Here is a 21788-nt window from a genome sequence, read left to right as displayed (position 1 = left end):
TGGACGCAGATCAGGAACAAGATCACCCGTCGTCGCTTGGTTTGGAAACGAGGTGTTCCATGCTGACGCGACGCGAGGCGGCCGCCGAAGTCAACGATCGGCCGTACAATAACCTGTTGCGCCGCCTCGACCGGGCGGATTTCGGGCTGATCGAGCCGCATCTGACAACCATTCAGACGGACCCGGACGATCTGCTTTATGACCCGGGCGCCCATGTCGAGACCGTGTATTTCCCGTGCGGCGCGAGCCTTGCCTCCTATCTGGTGGCGAACGAGGACGGTCGCGATGTCGAGACCATTCTGGTCGGCCGCGAAGGCGCTGTCGGCGGCATTGTCAGCCAGGGCCGTTTGCCGGCCTATACGCGCATCATTGTCAAGTTCGGCGGTCCGCTGGTGCGGCTCCCGATCGGCAGGCTCGATGCGGCCAAGACCAGGTCTCCAAGACTGAGCAACATCTTCGCGCGCTACGCCGATTGCATGCTGGCGCAGATGTTTCAGTCGACCGCCTGCAATGCGATTCATTCGATCGAGCAACGCACCGCGAAATGGATCATCTCGGCGATGGAGCGCGCCGACGGCAGCGATGCCGTGCCGCTGACGCATGAGCAACTCGCGACCCTGCTCGGTGTCGGCCGCTCCTATACCAGCCGGGTGATCCAGACCTTCAAGACAGAAGGAATCGTCGAGACTCGCCGCGGCGCGATCCTGGTTCGCGATCGCGACGCTCTGCAAAAGCGCGCGTGCCTCTGCAACGAAGCCGTGAAGCACCATTTTGAGGAAGTCCTGCGCGGGGTTTATCCGACCGAAGAGCCCGGACGCAGCGTCTCATAAGCGATCGCGGCGCGAGCGTCGATCACGGCATGACGCACCCGCATGGGTGGAGCGATTCGTCAAACCACCATCGACGCCACGGCGCGGCCGGCGGCCCCGCCGATGACGATTTTACGACGCCCGTAAAAGCCCGGTTTGCCGCCAAATTCAGCTAACCAAATGCCAAACAACCCATTGTTTTCTGGGATTTTCTGAATATATTGCGCCGCAACGCGTAAAGGTTCGCCCGGTCTTTTGGCCGGGCTTCCTTTTTGGGGCGGCGCGCCCCCTTCGAATTTCAGGTTTTGGGCAGGATTGCTTAAGGCGCAGGGGCTTGGAGTCCGCAGGGACCTGAGGTTCCGGCTGTCCGGCGAGATCACGCTCATCATTTGCACGACCAGAAGAAGCTACAAATGAACCTTCGTAACGTCGCCATCATCGCCCACGTCGACCACGGCAAGACCACCCTGGTCGACCGCCTGCTGCAGCAGTCCGGCACCTTCCGCGAGAACCAGAAGGTCGCCGAGCGCGCGATGGACTCCAATGATCTCGAGCGCGAGCGCGGCATCACCATTCTCGCGAAAGCGGCGTCCGTGCAGTGGAAGGACACCCGCATCAACATCGTCGATACCCCCGGCCACGCCGATTTCGGCGGCGAGGTCGAACGCATCCTCAACATGGTGGACGGCGCCCTGGTGCTGGTCGACGCCGCCGAGGGTCCGCTGCCGCAGACCAAGTTCGTGGTGTCGAAGGCGCTGAAGGTCGGCTTGAAGCCGATCGTGGTCATTAACAAGGTCGACCGTCCCGACGCGCGCCCGACCGAAGTGATCAACGAGGTGTTCGATCTCTTCGCCGCGCTCGATGCCACGGAAGAGCAGCTCGACTTTCCGATCCTCTATGGTTCGGCCAAGCAGGGCTGGATGGCCGAAAGCCCGGAAGGTCCGAAGGATCAGGGCATGCAGCCGTTGTTCAATCTGATCCAGCGCCACGTCGCGCCACCGCAGGTTCAGGACGGCCCGTTCCGCATGATCGGCACCATTCTCGAGGCCAATCCCTATCTCGGCCGCATCATCACCGGCCGCATCACCTCCGGCTCGATCAAGCCGAATCAGCAGGTGAAGGTGCTGTCCGCCGACGGCAAGCTGATCGAGCAGGGCAGGCTGACCAAGATTCTCGCCTTCCGCGGCATCGAGCGCACGCCGCTGGAAGAGGCCGAGGCCGGCGATATCGTCGCGATCGCAGGCCTCACCAAGGGCACCGTCGCCGACACTTTCTGCGACCCGAGCGTTGAGACGCCGCTGCCGGCGCAGCCGATCGATCCGCCGACGGTGTCGATGTCCTTCATCGTCAACAACTCGCCACTCGCCGGCACCGAGGGCGACAAGGTGACGAGCCGCATGATTCGCGACCGTCTGTTGCGTGAGGCCGAGGGCAATGTCGCGCTGCGCGTCACCGAAGCTGCCGACAAGGATTCGATGGAAGTCTCGGGCCGCGGCGAATTGCAGCTCGCGATCCTGATCGAGACCATGCGACGCGAGGGCTTTGAGCTCTCGGTGTCGCGTCCGCGCGTCGTTCTCAAAAAGGACGAGGCGACCGGCGGCTGGCAGGAGCCGATCGAGGAAGTCGTGATCGACGTTGACGAGGAGCATTCCGGCGTCGTCGTGCAGAAGATGAGCGAGCGGAAAGCGGAATTGATCGAAATGCGCCCCTCCGGCGGCAACCGGCTGCGGCTCGTGTTCTACGCGCCGACCCGCGGCTTGATCGGCTATCAGGGCGAGTTGCTCACCGACACGCGCGGCACCGCGATCATGAACCGCCTGTTCCACGGCTATGCGCCCTACAAGGGCGAGATCCAGGGCCGCCGCAACGGCGTCCTGATTTCCAACGATCAGGGCGAGGCGGTGGCCTACGCGATGTTCAAGCTGGAAGACCGCGGCACGATGATGATCGAGCCGGGCTGGAAGGTCTATCGCGGCATGATCGTCGGCGAGCACACCCGCGACAACGACCTCGAGATCAACGTGCTCAAGGGCAAGCAGCTCACCAATATCCGTACCACGTCAAAGGACGAAGCGGTGCGGCTGACGCCGCCGATCAGGATGACGCTGGAAAAGGCGCTCGCCTATATCGAGGACGACGAGTTGGTCGAAGTGACGCCGAAATCGATCCGGCTCCGCAAGAAGCACCTCGACCCGAACGAACGCAAGCGGGCCGAGAAGGCGAGAGAGGCTGTGGCGTAAACCGGGCCTATTGGCGTCGCCGCGGCATTCCCCTATTGGTCATCATTCCGGGGCGCGCGAAGCGCGAGGCCGGAATCCATACTCCCGATCGTGGTTATGGATTCCGGGCCTGCGCCTGACGGCGCATCCCGGAATGGCGACGGTGATATATTGATGTCCCTCCTCCCCTCCTCCGTCGACGTGGCCGTCATCGGCGCGGGCGCGGCCGGCCTCGGCGCTGCGCATGCGCTGAAAACGTCGGGCCTCTCCTTCATCGTGCTGGAAGCGCGCGACCGCGTCGGCGGCCGCGCCCATACCATCCAGGCTGCGCCTGACGTCATCTTCGACGTCGGTTGCGGCTGGCTGCACTCGGCGGACAGGAACAGTTTTGTCAAAATCGCCGCCGAATTGAATTTCGAGATCAACAAGGAGCTGCCGCCCTGGCGCGACCGCGCGGTGGGCAATGCTTTTCCGCAAGGAGAGCGCGCCGATTTCCTCCGTTCGCTCGACGAATTCTTCCAACGCCTCGACGAAGCGGCGAAAACGGGCCGCGAGGCTCAGGCCTCCACATGCCTCGAGCCCGGCAATCGCTGGAATCCGATGATCGATGCGGTCTCGACCTACATCAATGGCGCCGAGCTCGACCGCGTCTCCATCCTTGACTTCGATGCTTATGAAGACACCAACCTCAATTGGCGGGTGCGGCGCGGCTATGGCGCGCTGATGGCGGCTTATGGCGCCACGCTGCCGCTCGCGCTCAATTGTGTGGTGAGGCTGATCGATCATTCGGGGAAGCGCCTGCGCATCGAGACGTCGGAGGGCACGCTCGTGGCCGACAAGGTGATCATCACCGTTCCGACCAATCTGATCGCCGACGAAGCGATCCGCTTTCAACCTGCGCTGCCGGACAAGGTCGATGCCGCGGCGAACCTGCCGCTCGGCCTCGCCGACAAGGTCGTGCTCGCGCTCGACAAGCCCGAGGCACTGCCGAAAGAAGGCAATCTCCGCGGCGCCACCATGCGCACGGAGATGGGGACCTATCATCTGCGCCCGTTCGGCCAGCCCTGCGTGGAAGGCTTTTTCGGCGGGCGCTTTGCGAAACAGTTGGAGGACGAAGGCGACGGCGCCATCGCAGCCGCCAGCATCGACGAGATCGTCTCCTTCCTCGGCAACGACTTCCGCCGCAAGCTGAAGCCGCTGAAAGAGTCGCGCTGGGCTAGCGACCCCTTCGCCCGCGGCTCCTACTCCCATGCGCTACCCGGCCATTCCGGCAAGCGGGCCGTGCTCGCCGCCCCCATCGATGGCCGCCTGTTTTTCGCGGGCGAGGCGACCTCGCCGAACTTTTTCACGACCGCGCATGGGGCGAGGGATTCGGGAGAGCGGGCGGCGAACGAGGTGTTGGGGACGACGCGGGCCGAGTAAGGCAGCGTCATTGCGAGCCAACGGGTCCGCGCGAGCGCGCGGCCCGATGACAGGCTCCGCGAAGCAATCCAGGCTGCCTTCGCGGAAATAGTGCGGATTGCTTCGTCGCGGAGCCTTTCATCGGGCCGGCCAATAGGCCGGACCCGTTGGCTCCTCGCAATGACGGAGAACTATTCGATCACCCTCGCCCTGAGCTCCGCATCCGGCACCATGCATGTGTCGGACTTCCCGAAGATCCGGTAGCGGTTCCTGGCAACCAGGTTATACGCACCATCGCGGATGAAACGGGGCACAGCGAACAGCAGCCGCACCCAGCTCCAGCCCGGCAGCAGCGATAGCACTGTCAGCGCGGCGTCCGACTTGAAATGCGCGACACCTCCATGGATGGCGGCGTTCGTGTCGGGATCATTGGCATCGATGCCGAGCGTCTGCGCGAGCCGGCCGCCATAAGCGGACTGGATGGTGGTGAAGCGGAAGCGCTGCGCGATGTCGCGCCTGGCGACGAAGCGGACCCAGCGCGAGCAGAAGATGCAGACGCCGTCGAACAGGATCACGTCGTCGTCGGGCCAGATTCTTGGCGCGCCAGTCATCGATGATCCAACATCAACAAAACCATAAACGACAGAGCGTCATCGCCGTTTCGCCAGGGGCACCTGCCTTTTTAGCACGCGATCGAGATCGGTTGCCGCAAGTCTGACCCCGCCGTCGGTTTCCGGCAGCCAATGCCCTTCGCTGCCATAGGCCGGCAGCACGCGAAATTCGGCCTTGCCGCCGCCGGCGCGGAAGGCATCCACCAGCTTCTTCGAAAATGCGGGCGAGAAATAGGTGTCGTTCGCCGCCACCAGCCAGGTGACGGGCACCCGCGCGCCCTGGCCAAAGCTTTGCGCCGCCGAAACAAGCGTATGCAGCGCGCAGATCAGGTTCTCGGCATCGTTGGCGTGGCCGCCGCGGCCGGGCGCAAAGGCGACGATGGCCGCGATCGCCTTCGGATCTTCGCCGGCCAAGGCCAGCGCGCCCCACGCGCCGGCCGAGTGCCCGATCACAATCGCGGCGTCGGGCCGGATGAAGGACTGCCTGTGCAGGAAATCCAGCGCGACCCGGATCTGGTCGGCGGTGGCGCGGCCGGACGCCGCATAGTCGGCCTCGTCGCAGCCGTCCTGATCCTCCAGATAGGGCCCGCCGGTCGCGCCATGGCCGAGCCGCTCCGGCACCAGCACCGCAAAGCCGCGCGCGACCAGGAAGGCCGCCAGCGCCCGGTATTCCGGCTGCAGCATTTGCGCGCGACGCAACACGTTCTGGGTCGTCGCATGCGCGATGACGGCCAGCCGAAACGGGCCGTCGCCGGCCGGCCGGTACAGCACGGCATGCGCGGCCCGGTCGGCCAGGGGCGTCGGCACCAGCCACTGCTGCTCGCGGTTGGGCTCGTGCTCGGGACCCGCCGGCCCAAGGAGCGGCGTTTGGCCTGCAAGAAGAATGAGCGCGAGCGGCGCGAGGACGGTTGTGAGCCAACGCATGAGGTATGAGACATCAGTCCGGTCGTTTCGACAAAGACTATCGATGCCGAATCAACGCCAGCGAATTTTGCGTTCACCGGTCGCGCGCTTGCCCCTGGGGCACGGCCGCGGGCCGGTTTTCCCCCGCTCGCGTCGGCGCAATGCCGGCCGAGGCGGCGCTCTGTCCTTTTTCGAAACAGTTTTTCAAAAAACTGATGCAGAAAGTCCACAGGTTAACCGATAATTAACGATAGACCTTGAAGGGCGCCCGCCGACTTGCTTTGATAAGCCTCGATGAGCACTACCCTAATCGAGGTTCGGCCGGCCAAGCCCGCGGATGCGACCGCGGTAGCGTTGACCCATGACGAAGCCTGGCGCGCGGCCTATCAGGGCATCATTCCCGGTGCCGAGCTCGAAAAGCTGATCAACCGCCGTGGCCCGCAATGGTGGGATTCGGCGATCCGCAAGGGCAGCCGCGTCAGCGTGCTGGTGTTCGGCGACAAGATCGCAGGCTACGCCAACTATGGCCGCAACCGCGCCCGCAGCCTGCATTTCGAAGGCGAGATCTACGAACTTTATCTGCGTCCGGAATTCCAGGGGCTGGGCTTCGGCCGCCGCCTGTTCGGCGCCGCCAAGCGCGACCTCGCCCAGAGTGGACTGAAGAGCATGGTGGTGTGGGCGCTCTCCGACAACGACCCCGCCACCGAATTCTATCGCGCACTCGGCGGCCGCATGGTGGCGCGTTCCTCGGAACGCTTCGGGCCGAAGTCGCTCGACAAGGTCGCCTTCGCCTGGACCAACTAGGCGCCTCATAATCGTTTGCCTTTGACCTTCGTCATTGCCGGGCTTGACCCGCCCTTAGCTCGTCATTGCCGGGCTTGACCCGGCAATCCATCGTTCAAAGGAAGACTCTTCAGAAGAAGATGGATACGCGGGTCAAGCCCGCGTATGACGAGCGTAACAATGACAGCGCGACTGCCCGTCAAGAAGAGAGAGAGCCATGCGCATTGACGCCATCGGAATCGGGATCGATCCGCCGCGCGAGGTCAACGTCATCATCGAAGTGCCGGTCGGCGGCGAGCCGATCAAATACGAGATGGACAAGGAAGCCGGCACGCTGGTGGTCGATCGCTTCCTCTATACCGCCATGCGCTACCCCGGCAATTACGGCTTCATCCCGCACACGCTTTCCAATGACGGCGATCCCTGCGATGTGCTGATCGCCAACACCCGCGCCATCGTGCCCGGCGCGGTCATGAGCGTGCGCCCCGTCGGCGTGCTGTTGATGGAAGACGAAGCCGGCGGCGACGAGAAGATCATCGCCGTGCCGTCGTCAAAACTGACCCAGCGCTACGACAAGATCAGAAGCTACAGCGACCTGCCCGACATCACGCTGGCCCAGATCCAGCACTTCTTCGAGCACTACAAGGATCTCGAGCGCGGCAAATGGGTCAAGGTGCTGCGCTGGGGTTCTGCCGAGGACGCGCACAGACTGATCGAAGACGGCATCGCGCGGGCGAGGAAGAAATGACGGCGTAGTCGTCATTCCGGCGCGATGCGAAGCTTTGTAGGGTGGGCAAAGCGAAGCGTGCCCACCATTCCCGAGCACGGCACTGGGCGGTGGGCACGTCGCTTCGCGCCTTTGCCCACCCTACGCGCTGGATTGCTTCGCTTCGCTCGCAATGACGGCGGGGACTACACCCCCGGCTTCGGCAGCCCGGCGATCGCGCACGCTGCGCGCAGCGTATTCACGAGCAAGCACGCCACCGTCATCTGCCCGACACCGCCGGGCACCGGCGTGATCGCGCCCGCGACCTTCACTGCTTCATGGAAAGCAACGTCGCCGACAAGTCGCGGCTTGCCGCCGTCGGCGCCAGGCAGGCGATTGATACCGACATCGATCACGGTCGCGCCGGGCTTGATCCAGTCGCCGCGCACCATCTCGGGCTTGCCGACCGCCGCAAAGACCAGATCGGCGCGCGCGGTGAGCTTCGGCAGGTCGCGCGAGCGCGAATGCGCGATCGTCACCGTGGCGTTCTCGTTCAAGAGCAATTGCAGGAGCGGCCGGCCGACCAGATTGGAGCGCCCGATCACGATCGCGTTCATGCCTTCGAGCGAGGTATGCACACTCTTGCTCAGGATGATGCAGCCGAGCGGCGTGCAAGGAGCGAGCGCGGCAAAGCCGCCGGCAAGCCGGCCGGCATTGTTGGGATGCAGTCCGTCGACGTCCTTGGCGGGATCGATGGCGTTGATGATGGTCTCGGTGTGAATCGATTTCGGCAGCGGAAGCTGCACCAGGATGCCGTGCACGGCGGGATCGCGATTGAGCGTTCCGATCAGCGCCAGCAAGTCGTCTTGCGAAACATCCGTTGGCAGCTTGTGCTCGAAGGACGCCATGCCGGCGTCCTGCGTCTGCTTGTGCTTGGAGCGGACATAGACCTCGCTTGCGGGGTCGTTGCCGACCAACACCACCGCGAGCCCCGGCAAGAGTTTGTGATCGCGCTTGACCCGCGCGACTTCGCTCGCGACACGGGCGCGGAGCTCCGCGGCAATGGCTTTTCCGTCGATGATGCTCGCCGTCATCTCATTCCTTGATTCTTGCCCTGGTTTCTGCCTTCGTTTTCGCGGCGATCAGCAGGCGCAAGGCTTCGCCCAGCTTTGCGGGATCGCCGTCGACGGCGACCTGCTTCAGCCGCGAGGTCGCGCCCGACACGATCCGCACGCTCCCCTTGGGGACGCGAAGCGATTTCGCGAGCAGCTCCGTCACCGCGCGATTGGCCTCGCCGCCATCGGCGATGGCGCGCACCCGCACTTTCACCACGCTGCGACCGTCGGCCAGTGTCTCGATCCCGTCGATGTCGTCGCGGCCGCCGCGCGGCGTCACCCGCACGCTGACGCTGACGCCGGCGGAGGAGTAGCGCCAGGGATCCACAATGGCTCCATCGAGGGGTCAGAACACCACGGGATAGATGTAATAGGTGATCACCCGCTCGATGAACATGATGATCAGGATCAGGATGATCGGCGAGATATCGAGCCCGCCAAGGTTGGGGAGGAAATTGCGGATCGGCGCCAGCAGGGGCTCGGTGATCCGGTACAGGAACTCCGCCACCCCCGACACGAACGGGTTGCGGGTGTTGACGACATTGAAGGCGACCAGCCAGGACAGGATGGCGGACGCGATCAGGAGCCAGATGTAGAGCTGGAGAACGATCAGGACGATGTCGAGAACGGCGCGCATGCGGGAGACTCTTTGAGGCTTCGATCGCTTGAAGGGTTCACGTGCTAGATACCGGTTCCAGGAAGCTCAAACAAGGGAAGCGGCCCGGCAAAACCGTCCGGAAAAGCGGCGATTTTGCCGTTTCCAGGCGGAGGTTTCCTTGACTTGACCTTGGGGCAGATTTAAATGCAGCCCACTGTCCGCCGCTTCTTTTGAGAAGCAGCCGCGGAGGGGCCATAGCTCAGCTGGGAGAGCGCATCGTTCGCAATGATGAGGTCGGCGGTTCGATCCCGCCTGGCTCCACCAGCCTTCGCTCGCTTCGCGAGCTACGGCTGGTGCCCGGCGTAGCCCGAAGGGCGAAGACGGGCTTTGAAGCTTCCATTACAGCACACCCTATCCGTCGTCATTCCGGGGCGCGCGTTAGCGCGAGCCCGGAATCCATTTCTCCTCTTTCTCCTGCGGCGTAATGGATTCCGGGCCCATCGCTTCGCGATGTCCCGGAATGACGACTTCGCTGGGCGAAGTCACCTCCCCGTAAACCGCGGCGCCCGCTTCTCCACAAAGCTTGCCACGCCTTCGCGGAAATCGGCGCTGCGCAGCGACACGATCATCTCGCGGTTGGCATCGACGGTGGCCTCGGCCAGCGTCTGGAACGGCACGTCATAGAGCTGCCGCTTGATCACGGCGATGGCGCTTGGAGAGACGAAATCGGCGAGATCGCGCGCATAGGCAAGCGTCTCCTCGCGCAACGTCTCCGCGGGACAGACGCGGTTGACGAGCCCGATGCGGAGCGCCTCGTCGCTTAAGACACGGCGCGCCGACATCAGGAGATCGAGCGCGTTGGCGTGCCCGACAATGCGCGACAGCATCCAGGCGATGCCGTGCTCGGCGATCAGCCCGCGCCGCGCAAACGCCGTGGTGAACACCGCGCCTTCGGCGGCAAAGCGCAGATCGCAATAGAGCGCGTGCACGAGCCCGATGCCGGCGGTGGCGCCGTTCAGAATGGCCATCACGGGTTTTCCGATCGAGGGATAATAGGCGTAGCGTGTCTGCCAGTCGCTCCGGCGATTCATGTCGAAGGGCGGGACGTTTTCGGCGCGCCGCATCGCGTCGGGGTCGATCGTTTTCAACGCCTCCATGTCGGCGCCGGCGCAGAAGGCGCGGCCCGCGCCGGTGAGCACGATCACGCGGACATCATCGTCGCGGCTCGCGGCCATCATGGCCTCGCGGACCTCGTGCTCCATCACCGCCGTCCACGCATTCATGCGGTCGGGACGGTTGAGCGTGATGATCGCGATTTTCTCGCTGACCTCGTAGAGAATCTGCTGATAGGCCACTGGCGTCCTCCTGCTGCTTGTTCACGCAAGCTTTGGGGACGAGCCTAGCACATTGCAGAAAACGGGATTCTTCCGCGTAGCGGAAAACGCCGGCGCCTACTCGGCGGCCTGCGCCAGCATCATCGCGGGCCTGAGCGAGAGCCAGCCGTCGACGAAGGCTTGCAGCCAGGCGCGCTCGACCACGTCGTAAATCGCGCGGCCTTCAAAGTGCTTTGCGCGCGGCTGCGCGCCGGGCAGATCGGTGTTGCCGCGCGTGGTCCAGCAGCACATGGTGCGAAACGTCGCGTCGGGATGGAATTGAAAACCGAACGCATTGTCCCAGCGGTAGGCCTGCATCGGAAAGTCGTCGCCCTCGGCGAGCAGCTCGGCGCCGCGCGGCAGCTCAAAACCTTCGCGATGCCAGTGATAGACCTGCTCGGGCCAGTCCGGACAGAGGGCCAGCCCTGCGCGAGTCGGACGGATCGGGTAGTAACCGATCTGGGTCAGGCCTTGCGGATGCGGCGCGACGCTGGCGCCGAGCTGCCTTGCCAGCATCTGCGCCCCAAGACAGATGCCGAGGAACGGCCGCCGTTCGGCAAGCGGCACTGCGATCCAGTCGATCTCGCGGCGGATATAATCGTCGCTGTCATTGGCACTCATCGGTCCGCCCAAAATCACGGCACCGGCATGCTCGTCCAATGTCTCGGGCAGGGCGTCGCCGAAGCGCGGGCGGCGGATGTCGATGGCGTGTCCGAGCGCCCGGAGCACGTTGCCGATGCGGCCGGGCGTCGAGCTCTCCTGGTGCAGGACGATCAGGACCGGCCGCAGAGGTGCTGCTTCGGCCTTTACATGGGGCTTGGCGGCCGATCGCAGCGGGATCGATGGGTGATGCCTGTTCATCGAGCCGCAATCATAACTAAGCAAAGGTTAATATCGTGTGAGGACGCGCACACTTGTCCTCCGAGCAAGGGGCGGGCCAGACGGGGTTTCAGCGCTTGCCGAGCTGGAAGCCGCCCACGGCGGTCAGGATGAACCCGCGTGGAAACAGGCGCAGCAAGAGCGGCACGGCCTTGATCCCGAAGCCGGGCAGCACGGCTCGTTTATTGGCCATCAAGCCGCGATAGGCTTGGCGGGCCACATCGGCGGGCGAGACGTTCAGGATCGCTGAATCAAAGCCCGGCCGGAAGCCGGCCCGGCCCTGGAATTCGGTCGGCACCGGCCCCGGGCAGAGCACGGTCACGCGCACGCCGCGCGGCTTCAATTCCTGCCGCAGCGCCTCGGTGAAGGACAGCACGAAGGCCTTCGAGGCGTAATACATCGCCATGCCGGGCCCCGGCAGGAAGCCGGCGATCGACCCGACATTGAGGATACCGCCGCGATATTTGATCACGCTGGGGGCAAAGCGCAGCGTGAGATCGGACAGCGCGCGAATATTGACATCGATGATGCCGAGCTGCGTGGCGCGATCGAGCTCGACGGCGTGGCCGAACAGGCCGAAGCCGGCATTGTTGACGACATAATCGACCTCGACGCCGGCCGCCTGCAGCGCGGCTTCGATCTTGTCGCCGCAGTCGGCTGCTCCGAGATCGCAGGGAATGAGGATCGGCGCCTTGCCGCCGGCAGCAGTGATTTCGGTTCCGAGCGTCTGCAAGCGATCGGCGCGGCGCGCCGTCAAAGCCACGCGATGACCCTTGGCTGCGAAGACCCGCGCCAATTCGGAGCCGATGCCTGCAGAAGCACCGGTAATCAGCGTCACACGCTCGGTCACGGTTCGAATCTCTTAAATGAACCACGGAAGACTGCCATAACTTGCGCGACGAGAGCATAGGCGTGGTGTGGGATGCAAGCCGTCCCACGGACATGGCGATGTGCGCAAACGCACAATACGCCGAGCAGTGACCGGTTTGCGCGGCATCCGTTGAGCTGCGGCGGTTCGTGCAGATTAAAGTTTTGTCATGTGGGCAGGCGCAAGACGGCGCTGCAGCGAAGCACGCGGTTTCATGCGCCGGTTGCGGCAGCGGAACGCCGGCTCGCCACCTGGTGCTTGAGCTCGAGCCGGTCGCGCGACGACACGCCGAGCAGATCGGCGGCACGCCAGACCACATTGTCCTCGAATTCGCTGACATTGCCGTCGGCGTAGACCATCTCCCACATCATCTCGACGATGCGGAGCCGGCCGGCCTCATCGACCGTGCGCATGATGACGCTGGTGAAATGATAGAGATCGACCGCCTCGCCTTCGACCAGCGTGGCGGAGGCGATCAGATGATCGGCGACGCCGCGATCGAGCCCGAAGCGGCTCTCGATCAGACTGTGCAGCTTGCGCCGCTCGACCTCGGAAGGTTCGCCGTCGAGCGAGATGACATGGATCAACAACGCCGTGGCCGCGAGCTGATAACCGGTATCGTCGAAGCGCGGCGTGTCCGCGTGCGGGGAAACCACGTCGGCAATGAATTGTCGCAATCCGTCGAGCATCGCGTTCCCTGTCGAATGAACCTTGCTGCGACCTATATGGCGCGGAACCTTTGTGCACGCAATCCGCGCGCTGCGCCGTATGCATTACGTTTGGGCAATCTGTTCCCTTCGCCATGGCCGGGCTTGACCCGGCCATCCATCGTCAAAGAGTGCTCTTTATTTGATGGATGCCCGGGCCTTCGCCGCGCCGAAGAGGCTTCGGCCCCGCAGGCGGGTCAAGCCCGCGCATGACGAGTGTTGATGGTCGTGCGAATGGTGAGACGATCAAGGTATCTCGTACACCACCATCTTGTCGGCGATGCCGCGCAGCGCCGCGTGCTTCTGGATCGGCTTGATCGCCTCCTTCTCCAGAATGGTGGCGACTTCGGGCGCGTCGATCACCGGCGCGGTGATGTGGATCTCCTGCTGCGTCGACAGGCTCTGCACGCGCGCGGCGATGTTGACGGTCTGACCGAAATAGTCCTGTCGCTCGTTCAGCATGACCGCGAGGCACGGTCCTTCATGAATGCCGATCTTGACCACGAGGTCGTTGCTGCCGCGCTCGGCGTTGAGCTGGTCCATCGCGGCGCGCATCTTCAAGCCGGCGGCGAGCGCGTGTTCGGGCCGGATGAAGGTCGCCATCACGGCATCGCCGATAGTCTTCACCACGGCGCCCTTTTCGGCGGCGATGATCTGCAGCAGGGCGGCGAAATGCGCGCGCACCAGGTCGAAGGCGGCGAGATCGCCAACCCGTTCATAGAGCGCGGTCGAGCCCTTGAGATCGGTAAACAGGAAGGTCAGCGAGGTGATCTTCAGCCGCTGATCGACGTGGAGATTGTCGGCCTTGAACACGTCGCGGAAGGTCTGGTTGGACAGCATCCGCTTGGCAGTCAGGAACGGTCGCCGCTTGCCAAGCATGTGGTGCAAGGCGTCGCCGGCGATGAAGACCGTTGGCAACACCCGCACGCCGGCCTGGTTGTCAATCGACAGCCGCAGCGATCCGGGGCGCATCGTCGTCGTGCCGGTCGGCGGATGCGGCTTGTTGTAGATCAGCGAAAGCTGCTGGCGCTCCCTGGTCGGCTCGCCCTGGACGTCGATGAAGTGAGCCGAATGCGTCACCGGCTCGAACACGATGACGAATTGCGCCGGCAACTGCAGCGACAACACCGCCTTCTCGCCGGCGGGCAGCTCAAGGGCTTCGAGCGTGATCTCGTCGGTCAGGGACGCAAATGATTTCTCATCGAGCTCGATGCCCGAGCTCCAGAACACCTGCTTGAAATATTCCCAATGCGGTAGCGTATGCGGATCGTGCGCGCCGATGCGCCGGACACGCGCGGCGACGGTGAAGGCGACCTCAACCTGCTCGTCGACCGAGCATTCGTAGCCGCAGGCGCACAGGCCGCAATGATAGTCGTCAGGCCGCAGCGCTTTCAGCGTATCGTGGACATCGAGCACACCCCCGCAGCCGGGACACAGCACGTTCCAGGTGAGGTCGAACAGGCCGAGCTTCGACGCCTGCAGGAAGCCCGAGATCGTCTTCTCCTCGTCGAGTCCGTTCCGCTTGGAAAACTCAAGCGCATTGATGCGGTTGAGCTCATGGTCCTTGCCGTCCTTGATCAGGCCCGCGATGGCGTCCGTCACTGCCGGGTCGGCGGATTGGTGCAGCAGGGCAAACTGGGCTTCGATGTCGCTCATGGTAAATCACCAAATGGGATCGACGGAGACCACTGGCAACGCCGACAGCCTCGTTCTTTTGGCACATAACCCGCCGGAGCCAGCTCTGGTCGGGTCGTCTTAGCGCGGTTTGATGACAAACGCCGGCGCGTGATCGGGCTGCGTGGTCACCACCCCGACCGGGATCACCGGCGTCGTCTCCTTCAATTCGATACGGAATTCGCTCGTGAGCCTGGCCAGCGCCAGCGTCGCCTCGACCAGCGCGAAATGCGCGCCGATGCAGACGCGCGGCCCCGCGCCGAACGGCAGATAGGCGAACCGGTCTGGCGGCGGGCTGGGCGCCATGAAACGCTGCGGGATGAAGGCGTTGGGATCGCGCCAGAGTTTTTCATGCCGATGCAAGAGCCAGGGCGCGATCAGGATCACGTCGCGCGGCTTGACCGATAGTCCCGCCACAATGTCCGCGCCGTAGGCGGCGCGGGCGACCAGGAAGGCCGGCGGATAAAGCCGCACGGTCTCGTCGACCACTGCGCGGGTGAATTTCAGCCGCTCGACGTCGAGCGGCGCGCCCGCCGGCTGCGCCCGCGCTTCAGCGGCGACTGCATCCTGCGTCTCGGGTTCGAGCGCCAGCAGATAGAGCGCCCAGAACAGCGCGGTCGCCGTCGTCTCATGACCGGCGAGGATCATGGTCGCGACCTCGTCGCCGAGCTGCGCGTCGGAAAAAGCCTTGCCGGTTTCCGGATCGCGCGCGGCCTCCATCAGCTCGAACAGGTCGTGCGGCGGCGCGCCCGCATTCTTGCCGGCGGCGCGGCGTTCGGCCATCAGCATTGCGACAAAGGCGGTCCAACGCTTGCGGAAATGCGCGCGGCGGAGATCCCGCAGCGTCGGCCACCACAGCGGCAGCGCAAGGTCGAGCAGATGTGGACGCGCCAGCTTGCCGGCATATTCCATCACGAAATCGCGCAGGGTCGCGCCGTGGTGTCCCATGCCCAGGGAAAACATCGTGCGCCCGGCGATCTCGAGCGTCATGCGCTGCATGGTCTCGCGCAGATCGATCGTCTGGCCGACTTTGCCCTTCAGCGCGGCGATGGTCTCATCCGTCACCGCGAGCATATGCGGGATCAGCATCGACACCGCGCGCGGGGTGAAGGCCGGCGCCAGCGTGCGGCGCTGGTGTTTCCAGGCGCGGCCTTCGGCGATCAGAAGGCCCTGGCCGAGCATCGGCCGCAGCACGCGGAAGCCCGTCGGCGTGCGCGTATAGTTCTCGTAATTGTCGACCAGCACATGCCGGATCGCATCCGGCGTATTCAGGATGAAGCTGGAGCGGCCGAAGAAGCGGCCCTTGATCACGTCCTCTTCATAAGCCTTCTGGCCCCAGGTGCCGATCGCGCTTTCGCGCATCGCCCGCATCCGCGCCAGCGTGCCCATGTTCTCGGGCGCGCGCGGCGGCTGAGGCGGCACCAGCGGCTTGCGCGCCGGCGGCAGATCATAGACTTCGGCGATGCTCACGGTGCGGTCTCGCTCTCGTGATCCAGGCGCATTCAACCTAGCTAGTAAGTCAATTCGGCGACCGCAATCCTGTTCTCGGACGTGGGCCAGGCGCGCGCCACGATCCGTTCTTCGTTGAAAAGACACACGATGTTACGACCGATGTCAGTAGCTGGCAGCCGCAGCGTCGTCACGGAATCGGTCGGAACGCCCGGTTTCACGTCGGTCGGTTGCTTGCCGTCGAGCAGCACCACGTCGCGGGGCAGCCCGAAATAACCGCGCGGGCGTGACATTTGCACGACGGCGCCCGCGCTCGCATCAGTGGGAGCGAGCGGATGCGCGGCGCGCAGATGCACGATGTCGGACGAGCGCGCGAACGGTGATCGATAATAATGCGTGGTGACCGAACCGGGTGAGGTCAACACGATTTCGAGAGGCCAGGTCGGATCCACTTGCGCGGGACCCCAGCGCCCGTCGGCTGCGGTCTTCGAGGTGTGAACGGCGGCACCCAGGCGCTCGCCCGTATCGGGCGCAACGCGAAAGACTTCGACGGTGGCGCCGGCGACCGGACGATTGGTCGGCACGCCGCCGGGCGTCCCGGTGACAAGCCCGCTCAATTTCACCTGCGCTTCTGCAAGAATGGCGAGCCGGTCCGGCTCGCGGCCCGCGATGAACTTGAAGATCTCGCGGAAGGCGCGCGGAGAATAGGCGGTTTCGCGATGATCGACCGGGCCGAGCACGAGATTGGTCGCGCCTTTCAGCGCGGGGCCTTCCGTGGTGACGTTGGTCGGCACGCCCGGCTTGCCGATGAAGCGGCCGTCTGCTTGCGCATATTTGTCGAGCCCGTCGCTGCGCAGCGTGAGGAACGCCGTGCCCGGCGTCACCTCGCTCTCGCCTTCGTTCAGGCCACGCAGGAACGGGCCGCGGCCGTTGAACTCGTTGCCGAGGCTTTGGTCCCAGGCGAAGACGCCGTGATTGGGAACGCCGCAGAGCACGGCGTGGCTGACATCGCCGCTGCCACCGTTCTTGATATAGCTCCGGATCGAATAGCCGCCGCGCGAATTGCCGACCAGCGCCACGCGCGCCGCACCGGTCCGCTGCTTCAACATGGCGATGGCTTCGCCGAGCTCGCGGCGCTGGTCTTCCGTCGAGGAGTGCCCGGCTTGCGCGACACTATCGTCACCGCGCGCGAGCGGATCGGTGAAATTGATCGCGAACATTCTCTCCCGCGCTACTCCGTTCGATTCCATCCGCCATAGCGTGGTGATCCACAGCGCGGCTTGATCGCCGTTGCCGTGCACGAACAGGATCGGCGGAATCTCGCCCGAGCCGGAGGCGGCCGTTGCTCCTTGCGCCAACGCGGGCGCTGGAAAATGGCCGGCCAGCAACGACAGCGCTCCCGCGCCCTTCAGGACAGTCCGCCGTGATACACCCATCTCGCGATCTCCCATATTTTTCAACAATTTGGCGGGCCTGTCCGACCGCCAAACACCTGTCAACCTCTGGACAGAGGACGCAATCCGCGGGCATCACTGGAGTCATAGGGAATCACGAGGCCCAACGGACCCGGATATGACCGAAACGCCCAACCGCCCGCCCCTTGCCGCTGACGGTATCACCGCGCCGCTGCGTCATACCACCTTCCGGCGCATCTGGCTTGCGAGCCTGCTCTCCAATCTCGGCATCCTGATCCAGGGCGTCGGCGCCGCCTGGGCGATGACCCAGATGGCGTCCTCGGCCGACAAGGTCGCGCTGGTGCAGACCGCCCTGATGCTGCCGGTGATGCTGATCGCGATGCCAGCCGGCGCCATCGCCGACATGCATGACCGCCGCATCGTGGCAATGGTGTCGCTGTCGATCGCGCTCACGGGCGCCACCGCGCTCACCGTCTTGACCTGGCTCGGCCTGTTGCAACCGAACCTGCTTCTGGCGCTTTGCTTCGTCGTCGGCACCGGCATGGCGCTGTTCGGCCCGGCCTGGCAATCCTCCGTCAGCGAGCAGGTGCCGAGCGAGACGCTGCCGGCAGCGGTCGCGCTGAACGGCATCAGCTACAACATCGCCCGGAGCGTGGGTCCGGCGATCGGCGGCGTCGTGGTGGCGACCGCCGGCACGGTGGCCGCATTCGCGCTCAATGCGCTGCTCTACCTGCCGCTGATGGTCGCGCTGTTCCTGTGGAAACGCATCGCCGAACCTTCGCGCCTCCCGCGCGAAAAGCTCAACCGGGCCATCGTCTCGGGCGTGCGCTACATCACCAATTCGCCGCCGATCAAGATCGTGCTGGCGCGCGCCATGCTGACCGGCATTATCAGCGGCGCGATCATCGCGCTGATGCCCCTGGTCGTACGCGACCTCCTGCACGGGGGTGCGCAGACCTACGGCATGCTGCTCGGCGTCTTTGGCCTGGGCGCGATAATCGGCGCCCTCAACATCACACAGATCCGCAAGCGCATGAGCGGCGAGGCGGCGATCCGCGCGTGCGCGGTTTCGATGGGCGGCGCAATGGCCGCGGTGGGGTTGAGCCGCGAGCTGGTCTTGACCGCGGCCGCGCTGGTCGTGGCGGGGGCCATGTGGACGATGGCGTGGACGCTCTTCAACATTGCCGTGCAGCTGTCGGCGCCACGCTGGGTCGCCGGCCGCTCGCTCGCCGCCTACCAGGCGGCGAGTTCAGGTGGAATCGCCTTGGGCAGCTGGGGCTGGGGCCGTCTGACCGATGCCGCCGGTGTGGAAACGGCGCTGCTGGTCGCGGCTGCCTTGATGCTCGTCTCACCGCTCATGGGGCTCTGGTTGCGCATGCCCCGTATCGGGGCGCGCGGCGAAGAGGCGGAGGTGCTGGATGATCCCGAGGTGCAATTGCAGCTCACCGGGCGCAGCGGGCCGCTGGTCGTCGAGATCGAATACCGCGTGGCGCAGGACAATGCGCGCGCCTTCCACAATGTGATGCAGGACGTGCAGTTGTCGCGCCAGCGCAACGGCGCCTACGGCTGGTCGATCGCGCGCGACATCGCCGATCCCGAATTGTGGACCGAGCGCTATCACTGCCCGACCTGGTTCGATTACCTGCGCCAGCGCAACCGGGCGACCCAGGCGGAGCGCGCGCTGCACCAGCAGGCGATGGCCTTTCACATCGGCTCCGACCCGGTGCGCATCCGCCGCATGCTGGAGCGCCCCTTCGGCTCGGTGCGCTGGAAGGAAGATACGCCCGACCGTGCCGCAAACGAGGTGCTGCCGGTGGTCGCAAGTGCGGCGGGGAGCAGCACATAGTCCACTCTGTCATTCCGGGGCGATGCGCAGCATCGAACCCGGAACCTCGAGATTCCGGGTTCTCGCTGCGCGAGCCCCGGAATGACGCTAGCGCATCACTGCCCGTGTTCGGTGAGCACCTTGTTGCAGGCCTTCGAGAGCCGCGCGCGGTGCGCCTTCAGACAGGCGAGCACGACGTCATCGCCGTCATTCATATGGGCGCGGCAGAAGCGCGTGACGTCGCGCGCGCAAGCGTCATGCTCCCGCTGCTGCGCGAAAGCGGGGGAAGCAACAAGAACAAGCGAAATCGCAAAAAGAAATCTGGTCATCTTTACTGGGCCTCGGCCGTCAACGTGACCACGGCCTTCTAGAGCGCGGTTCCGGCCACCGCAATCGATTTTGTCGAAGTATGGCTGCCGCAAATGACAACGACGCAGGCGTTTTGAGGGCCTGCGTCGCTCCAGTCCAGGGACAGGGAGAGGTCAGTCGTCGGTGGCGACCTTCTTGGACTTGGCTGCGAGATCCTTGTTCATCACCGCGCGGCAGCCGGTGCTGAGCTGCGCCTTGTGCTTGAACATGCAGGCGGTGATCGCGGGGATGTTCGGTATTTCCGAACTGCAGAACTTGAAGGCGTCGCCCGTGCACATCGCCTGCGCTTCGGCAGAGTAGGCGAAGCTCTCGGTGGACGACATCGCCGAGACGGCGACAGCGAAAGCCAGCACCAAACCGGCCTGGCGAAACTTGCTGGTGAAAGTCATGTCCGGCTCCTGTTGGCACCGCGGCGCGGGGCCCGTTGTTTCGATGCCCCACCATGCGCCGGCCCCGTTCATTTCACTGTGATGACTGTCACGTCTCCGGTTCCCTCTGTGACGCCGGTCACTTTGGGCAGCGCATGATCCGGAAAAGTGTGCAGCGGTTTTCCCTCGCGACAAACGCGAAGCGTTTGCGCGGAGATCATGCGCAAACGAGAATCTGGGGCGCGATGGCGATCCCATCGCGCTCTGGACCGGGGAAATCCTTCGCCAAACCGCGCCGTGTTGGTGAGGCGTTAACTCTTCCTTCGCATTAATGACAGGGCGCGAAGGTGGCGCGCTCCGAATGACTTGGTGCTCCGAATAACTTGGCGTTTCGAAGAATGACTTGGCGTTCCGAAGAAAGAGTAGCGATGCGTGATGCGTTGGGCCTGATGCTGGCCAGTGTTGTTGCGGCGGTCGTGATCGCCGGAGTTTGGTACTGGACCTCTGCGCCGCGCGCCGATGCGGCGCCTCCGCAAACCATTGCGGCGAAACAGGCCGATCCGCTGCCGCCGGAGGCAGCGAAGCTCGCCGCCAAGGATGATGTCGAGGTCACGGCCGCGCTGAGCGCGCCGGCTCCAGCCGCACCGCCGCCACCCCCGGCACCCGTCGCCGAGCAGCCGGCCTGCGCCAATCCCGATGCGCTCGGCGTCAGCCGCGTGGTCGAGATCGACACCACCGGCGGCCCCGGCTTCGGCTTCGAGAATTTCAAGCAGTACGACTTCCTCCAGCCGAAGGAGGTGGTGCTGAGCTTCGACGACGGTCCGTGGCCGCGCAACACGCCGGCGGTGCTGAAAGCGCTCGCGGACGAATGCACCAAGGGATTGTTCTTCTCGATCGGCGAGCACGCGAGCTGGCACCCGGAAATCCTGCGCCAGGTCTATGCCGCGGGCCATACCGTGGGCACGCACACCTGGTCGCACGCCAATCTCAACGGCAAGAAGATGACCGAGCAGACGATGAAGGACGAGATCGAGAAGGGCGTCAGCGCCGTGAAATGGGCGCTCGATGGCCACGATCCCGCGCCGTTCTTCCGCTTTCCCGAGCTGCAGCAGAGCCCGGCCGCGATCGCCTATCTCGGCTCGCGCAATATCGCGATGTTCTCCTGCGACCTCGATTCCTTCGACTTCCGCAAGACCTCGAGCCCCGAGAAGGTCGTGACCACGGTGATGGCCAAGCTCGACAAGCTCGGCAAGGGCATCATCCTGATGCACGATTTCCAGAAGCACACGGCGGACGCACTACCGACGCTGCTGCGCCGGCTCAAGGAGGGCGGCTACAAGGTGGTGCAGATCAAGGCCAAGACGACCCTCGCGTCACTGCCCGAATATGACGAAGCGATCGCCAAGAAATTGAAGATTCCGACAGTCGCCGCGCGCCCGGTATCGAGCGTGGTGCAGACGGTTTCGAGGCAATAAGCGCCTTACACACCAACTTTCTCCGTCATGGCCGGGCTTGTCCCGGCCATCCACGTCTTTGGGAGCCGTTGAAAAGGAAGACGTGGATGGCCGGGACAAGCCCACGGCTGTCCGGTTTAGCTTTGGCATAGGCTGAGGCTCATCTGTCGCTGATCTTTGATGATTGGCGGAGGCGGATCGAGGAGGCGATCGATCCGCCGTCGCTGCATGAGGTTTTGAGCGACCAGCCGGGTGAAGATAA

22 protein-coding genes and 1 tRNA gene are annotated in these 21788 nt (G+C 64.5%); 8 read left to right on the top strand and 15 right to left on the bottom strand.

Annotation, left to right across the window (positions count from 1 at the left end; all coding sequences use genetic code 11):
* The first annotated feature begins 59 nt into the window (after positions 1 to 59).
* Positions 60 to 830 (top strand): Crp/Fnr family transcriptional regulator, encoded by a 771-nt coding sequence (locus tag VKR55_RS04880; RefSeq protein WP_324400273.1) that lies wholly within the window; start codon positions 60 to 62, stop codon positions 828 to 830.
* Positions 831 to 889: 59 nt separating this feature from the next.
* Here VKR55_RS04880 and VKR55_RS04875 read toward each other — a convergent pair whose 3' ends face one another.
* Entirely contained in the window at positions 890 to 1198 is a 309-nt protein-coding gene (locus tag VKR55_RS04875; protein WP_324400271.1) for a hypothetical protein, read from the bottom strand.
* 24 nt (positions 1199 to 1222) lie between these two features.
* On the opposite strand from VKR55_RS04875, the gene typA reads away from it, so the two are divergent.
* Positions 1223 to 3049 (top strand): translational GTPase TypA, encoded by a 1827-nt coding sequence (gene typA / locus VKR55_RS04870; protein ID WP_324400269.1) that lies wholly within the window; start codon positions 1223 to 1225, stop codon positions 3047 to 3049.
* A 153-nt stretch (positions 3050 to 3202) separates the two neighbouring features.
* Positions 3203 to 4450, top strand: a complete 1248-nt coding sequence (locus VKR55_RS04865; RefSeq protein WP_324400267.1) for a flavin monoamine oxidase family protein — start codon at positions 3203 to 3205, stop codon at positions 4448 to 4450.
* Positions 4451 to 4620: 170 nt separating this feature from the next.
* Here VKR55_RS04865 and VKR55_RS04860 read toward each other — a convergent pair whose 3' ends face one another.
* Together VKR55_RS04860 and VKR55_RS04855 are read right to left on the bottom strand one after the other, a co-directional pair.
* Positions 4621 to 5040, bottom strand: a complete 420-nt coding sequence (locus VKR55_RS04860; RefSeq protein WP_324400265.1) for a thiol-disulfide oxidoreductase DCC family protein — start codon at positions 5038 to 5040, stop codon at positions 4621 to 4623.
* Positions 5041 to 5079: 39 nt separating this feature from the next.
* The gene (locus VKR55_RS04855; protein WP_324400263.1) at positions 5080 to 5964 is read right to left on the bottom strand and encodes a dienelactone hydrolase family protein; all 885 of its coding nucleotides are present in this window, start codon (positions 5962 to 5964) and stop codon (positions 5080 to 5082) included.
* Between the two features lie 273 nt (positions 5965 to 6237).
* Here VKR55_RS04855 and VKR55_RS04850 point away from each other — a divergent pair, with 273 nt between their 5' ends.
* Both VKR55_RS04850 and ppa read left to right on the top strand, forming a co-directional pair.
* Complete coding sequence (locus VKR55_RS04850; protein ID WP_324400261.1) at positions 6238 to 6747, top strand: GNAT family N-acetyltransferase; 510 nt, start codon at positions 6238 to 6240, stop codon at positions 6745 to 6747.
* A 196-nt stretch (positions 6748 to 6943) separates the two neighbouring features.
* On the top strand, positions 6944 to 7474 hold the full coding sequence (gene ppa / locus VKR55_RS04845) for an inorganic diphosphatase (protein WP_324400259.1): 531 nt from the start codon (positions 6944 to 6946) through the stop codon (positions 7472 to 7474).
* Positions 7475 to 7638: 164 nt separating this feature from the next.
* On the opposite strand, the gene folD is transcribed toward ppa, so the two are convergent.
* From folD to VKR55_RS04830, 3 genes are read right to left on the bottom strand one after another with little or no spacing between them, the layout of a single operon-like run.
* On the bottom strand, positions 7639 to 8526 hold the full coding sequence (gene folD / locus VKR55_RS04840) for a bifunctional methylenetetrahydrofolate dehydrogenase/methenyltetrahydrofolate cyclohydrolase FolD (protein ID WP_324400257.1): 888 nt from the start codon (positions 8524 to 8526) through the stop codon (positions 7639 to 7641).
* 1 nt (position 8527) lies between these two features.
* The gene (locus tag VKR55_RS04835; protein WP_324400429.1) at positions 8528 to 8878 is read right to left on the bottom strand and encodes a DUF167 domain-containing protein; all 351 of its coding nucleotides are present in this window, start codon (positions 8876 to 8878) and stop codon (positions 8528 to 8530) included.
* A 15-nt stretch (positions 8879 to 8893) separates the two neighbouring features.
* Positions 8894 to 9184 (bottom strand): YggT family protein, encoded by a 291-nt coding sequence (locus tag VKR55_RS04830; RefSeq protein WP_324400255.1) that lies wholly within the window; start codon positions 9182 to 9184, stop codon positions 8894 to 8896.
* A gap of 209 nt (positions 9185 to 9393) precedes the next feature.
* On the opposite strand from VKR55_RS04830, the gene VKR55_RS04825 reads away from it, so the two are divergent.
* Positions 9394 to 9469, top strand: a tRNA-Ala gene (locus VKR55_RS04825).
* Between the two features lie 218 nt (positions 9470 to 9687).
* Here the strand turns inward: VKR55_RS04825 and VKR55_RS04820 are convergent.
* The 7 genes from VKR55_RS04820 to VKR55_RS04790 form a co-directional block, all read right to left on the bottom strand.
* The gene (locus VKR55_RS04820; protein WP_324400253.1) at positions 9688 to 10500 is read right to left on the bottom strand and encodes an enoyl-CoA hydratase; all 813 of its coding nucleotides are present in this window, start codon (positions 10498 to 10500) and stop codon (positions 9688 to 9690) included.
* A 96-nt stretch (positions 10501 to 10596) separates the two neighbouring features.
* Complete coding sequence (locus tag VKR55_RS04815; protein ID WP_324400251.1) at positions 10597 to 11379, bottom strand: glutamine amidotransferase; 783 nt, start codon at positions 11377 to 11379, stop codon at positions 10597 to 10599.
* A gap of 88 nt (positions 11380 to 11467) precedes the next feature.
* Positions 11468 to 12247, bottom strand: a complete 780-nt coding sequence (locus VKR55_RS04810) for an SDR family NAD(P)-dependent oxidoreductase (protein WP_324400249.1) — start codon at positions 12245 to 12247, stop codon at positions 11468 to 11470.
* Between the two features lie 230 nt (positions 12248 to 12477).
* A complete protein-coding gene (locus VKR55_RS04805) occupies positions 12478 to 12954 on the bottom strand; it encodes a tellurite resistance TerB family protein (protein ID WP_324400247.1) in 477 nt (158 codons plus the stop codon).
* A gap of 264 nt (positions 12955 to 13218) precedes the next feature.
* The gene (locus VKR55_RS04800; protein ID WP_324400245.1) at positions 13219 to 14628 is read right to left on the bottom strand and encodes an adenylate/guanylate cyclase domain-containing protein; all 1410 of its coding nucleotides are present in this window, start codon (positions 14626 to 14628) and stop codon (positions 13219 to 13221) included.
* 99 nt (positions 14629 to 14727) lie between these two features.
* Entirely contained in the window at positions 14728 to 16116 is a 1389-nt protein-coding gene (locus tag VKR55_RS04795; RefSeq protein WP_324400243.1) for a cytochrome P450, read from the bottom strand.
* Positions 16117 to 16157: 41 nt separating this feature from the next.
* On the bottom strand, positions 16158 to 17531 hold the full coding sequence (locus tag VKR55_RS04790; RefSeq protein WP_324400241.1) for a hydrolase: 1374 nt from the start codon (positions 17529 to 17531) through the stop codon (positions 16158 to 16160).
* A gap of 136 nt (positions 17532 to 17667) precedes the next feature.
* On the opposite strand from VKR55_RS04790, the gene VKR55_RS04785 reads away from it, so the two are divergent.
* On the top strand, positions 17668 to 19356 hold the full coding sequence (locus VKR55_RS04785) for an MFS transporter (protein ID WP_324400239.1): 1689 nt from the start codon (positions 17668 to 17670) through the stop codon (positions 19354 to 19356).
* Positions 19357 to 19451: 95 nt separating this feature from the next.
* Here VKR55_RS04785 and VKR55_RS04780 read toward each other — a convergent pair whose 3' ends face one another.
* Complete coding sequence (locus tag VKR55_RS04780) at positions 19452 to 19664, bottom strand: hypothetical protein (protein ID WP_324400237.1); 213 nt, start codon at positions 19662 to 19664, stop codon at positions 19452 to 19454.
* A 153-nt stretch (positions 19665 to 19817) separates the two neighbouring features.
* Entirely contained in the window at positions 19818 to 20093 is a 276-nt protein-coding gene (locus VKR55_RS04775; RefSeq protein ID WP_324400235.1) for a hypothetical protein, read from the bottom strand.
* Positions 20094 to 20500: 407 nt separating this feature from the next.
* Here VKR55_RS04775 and VKR55_RS04770 point away from each other — a divergent pair, with 407 nt between their 5' ends.
* Entirely contained in the window at positions 20501 to 21547 is a 1047-nt protein-coding gene (locus VKR55_RS04770) for a polysaccharide deacetylase family protein (protein ID WP_324400233.1), read from the top strand.
* Positions 21548 to 21788 lie beyond the last annotated feature (241 nt).

Source organism: Bradyrhizobium sp. (assembly GCF_035309285.1).
GTDB lineage: Bacteria > Pseudomonadota > Alphaproteobacteria > Rhizobiales > Xanthobacteraceae > Bradyrhizobium.
The sequence above is the reverse complement of the archived record's forward strand: the minus strand, read 5'-3'. Positions and strand labels throughout refer to the sequence as shown.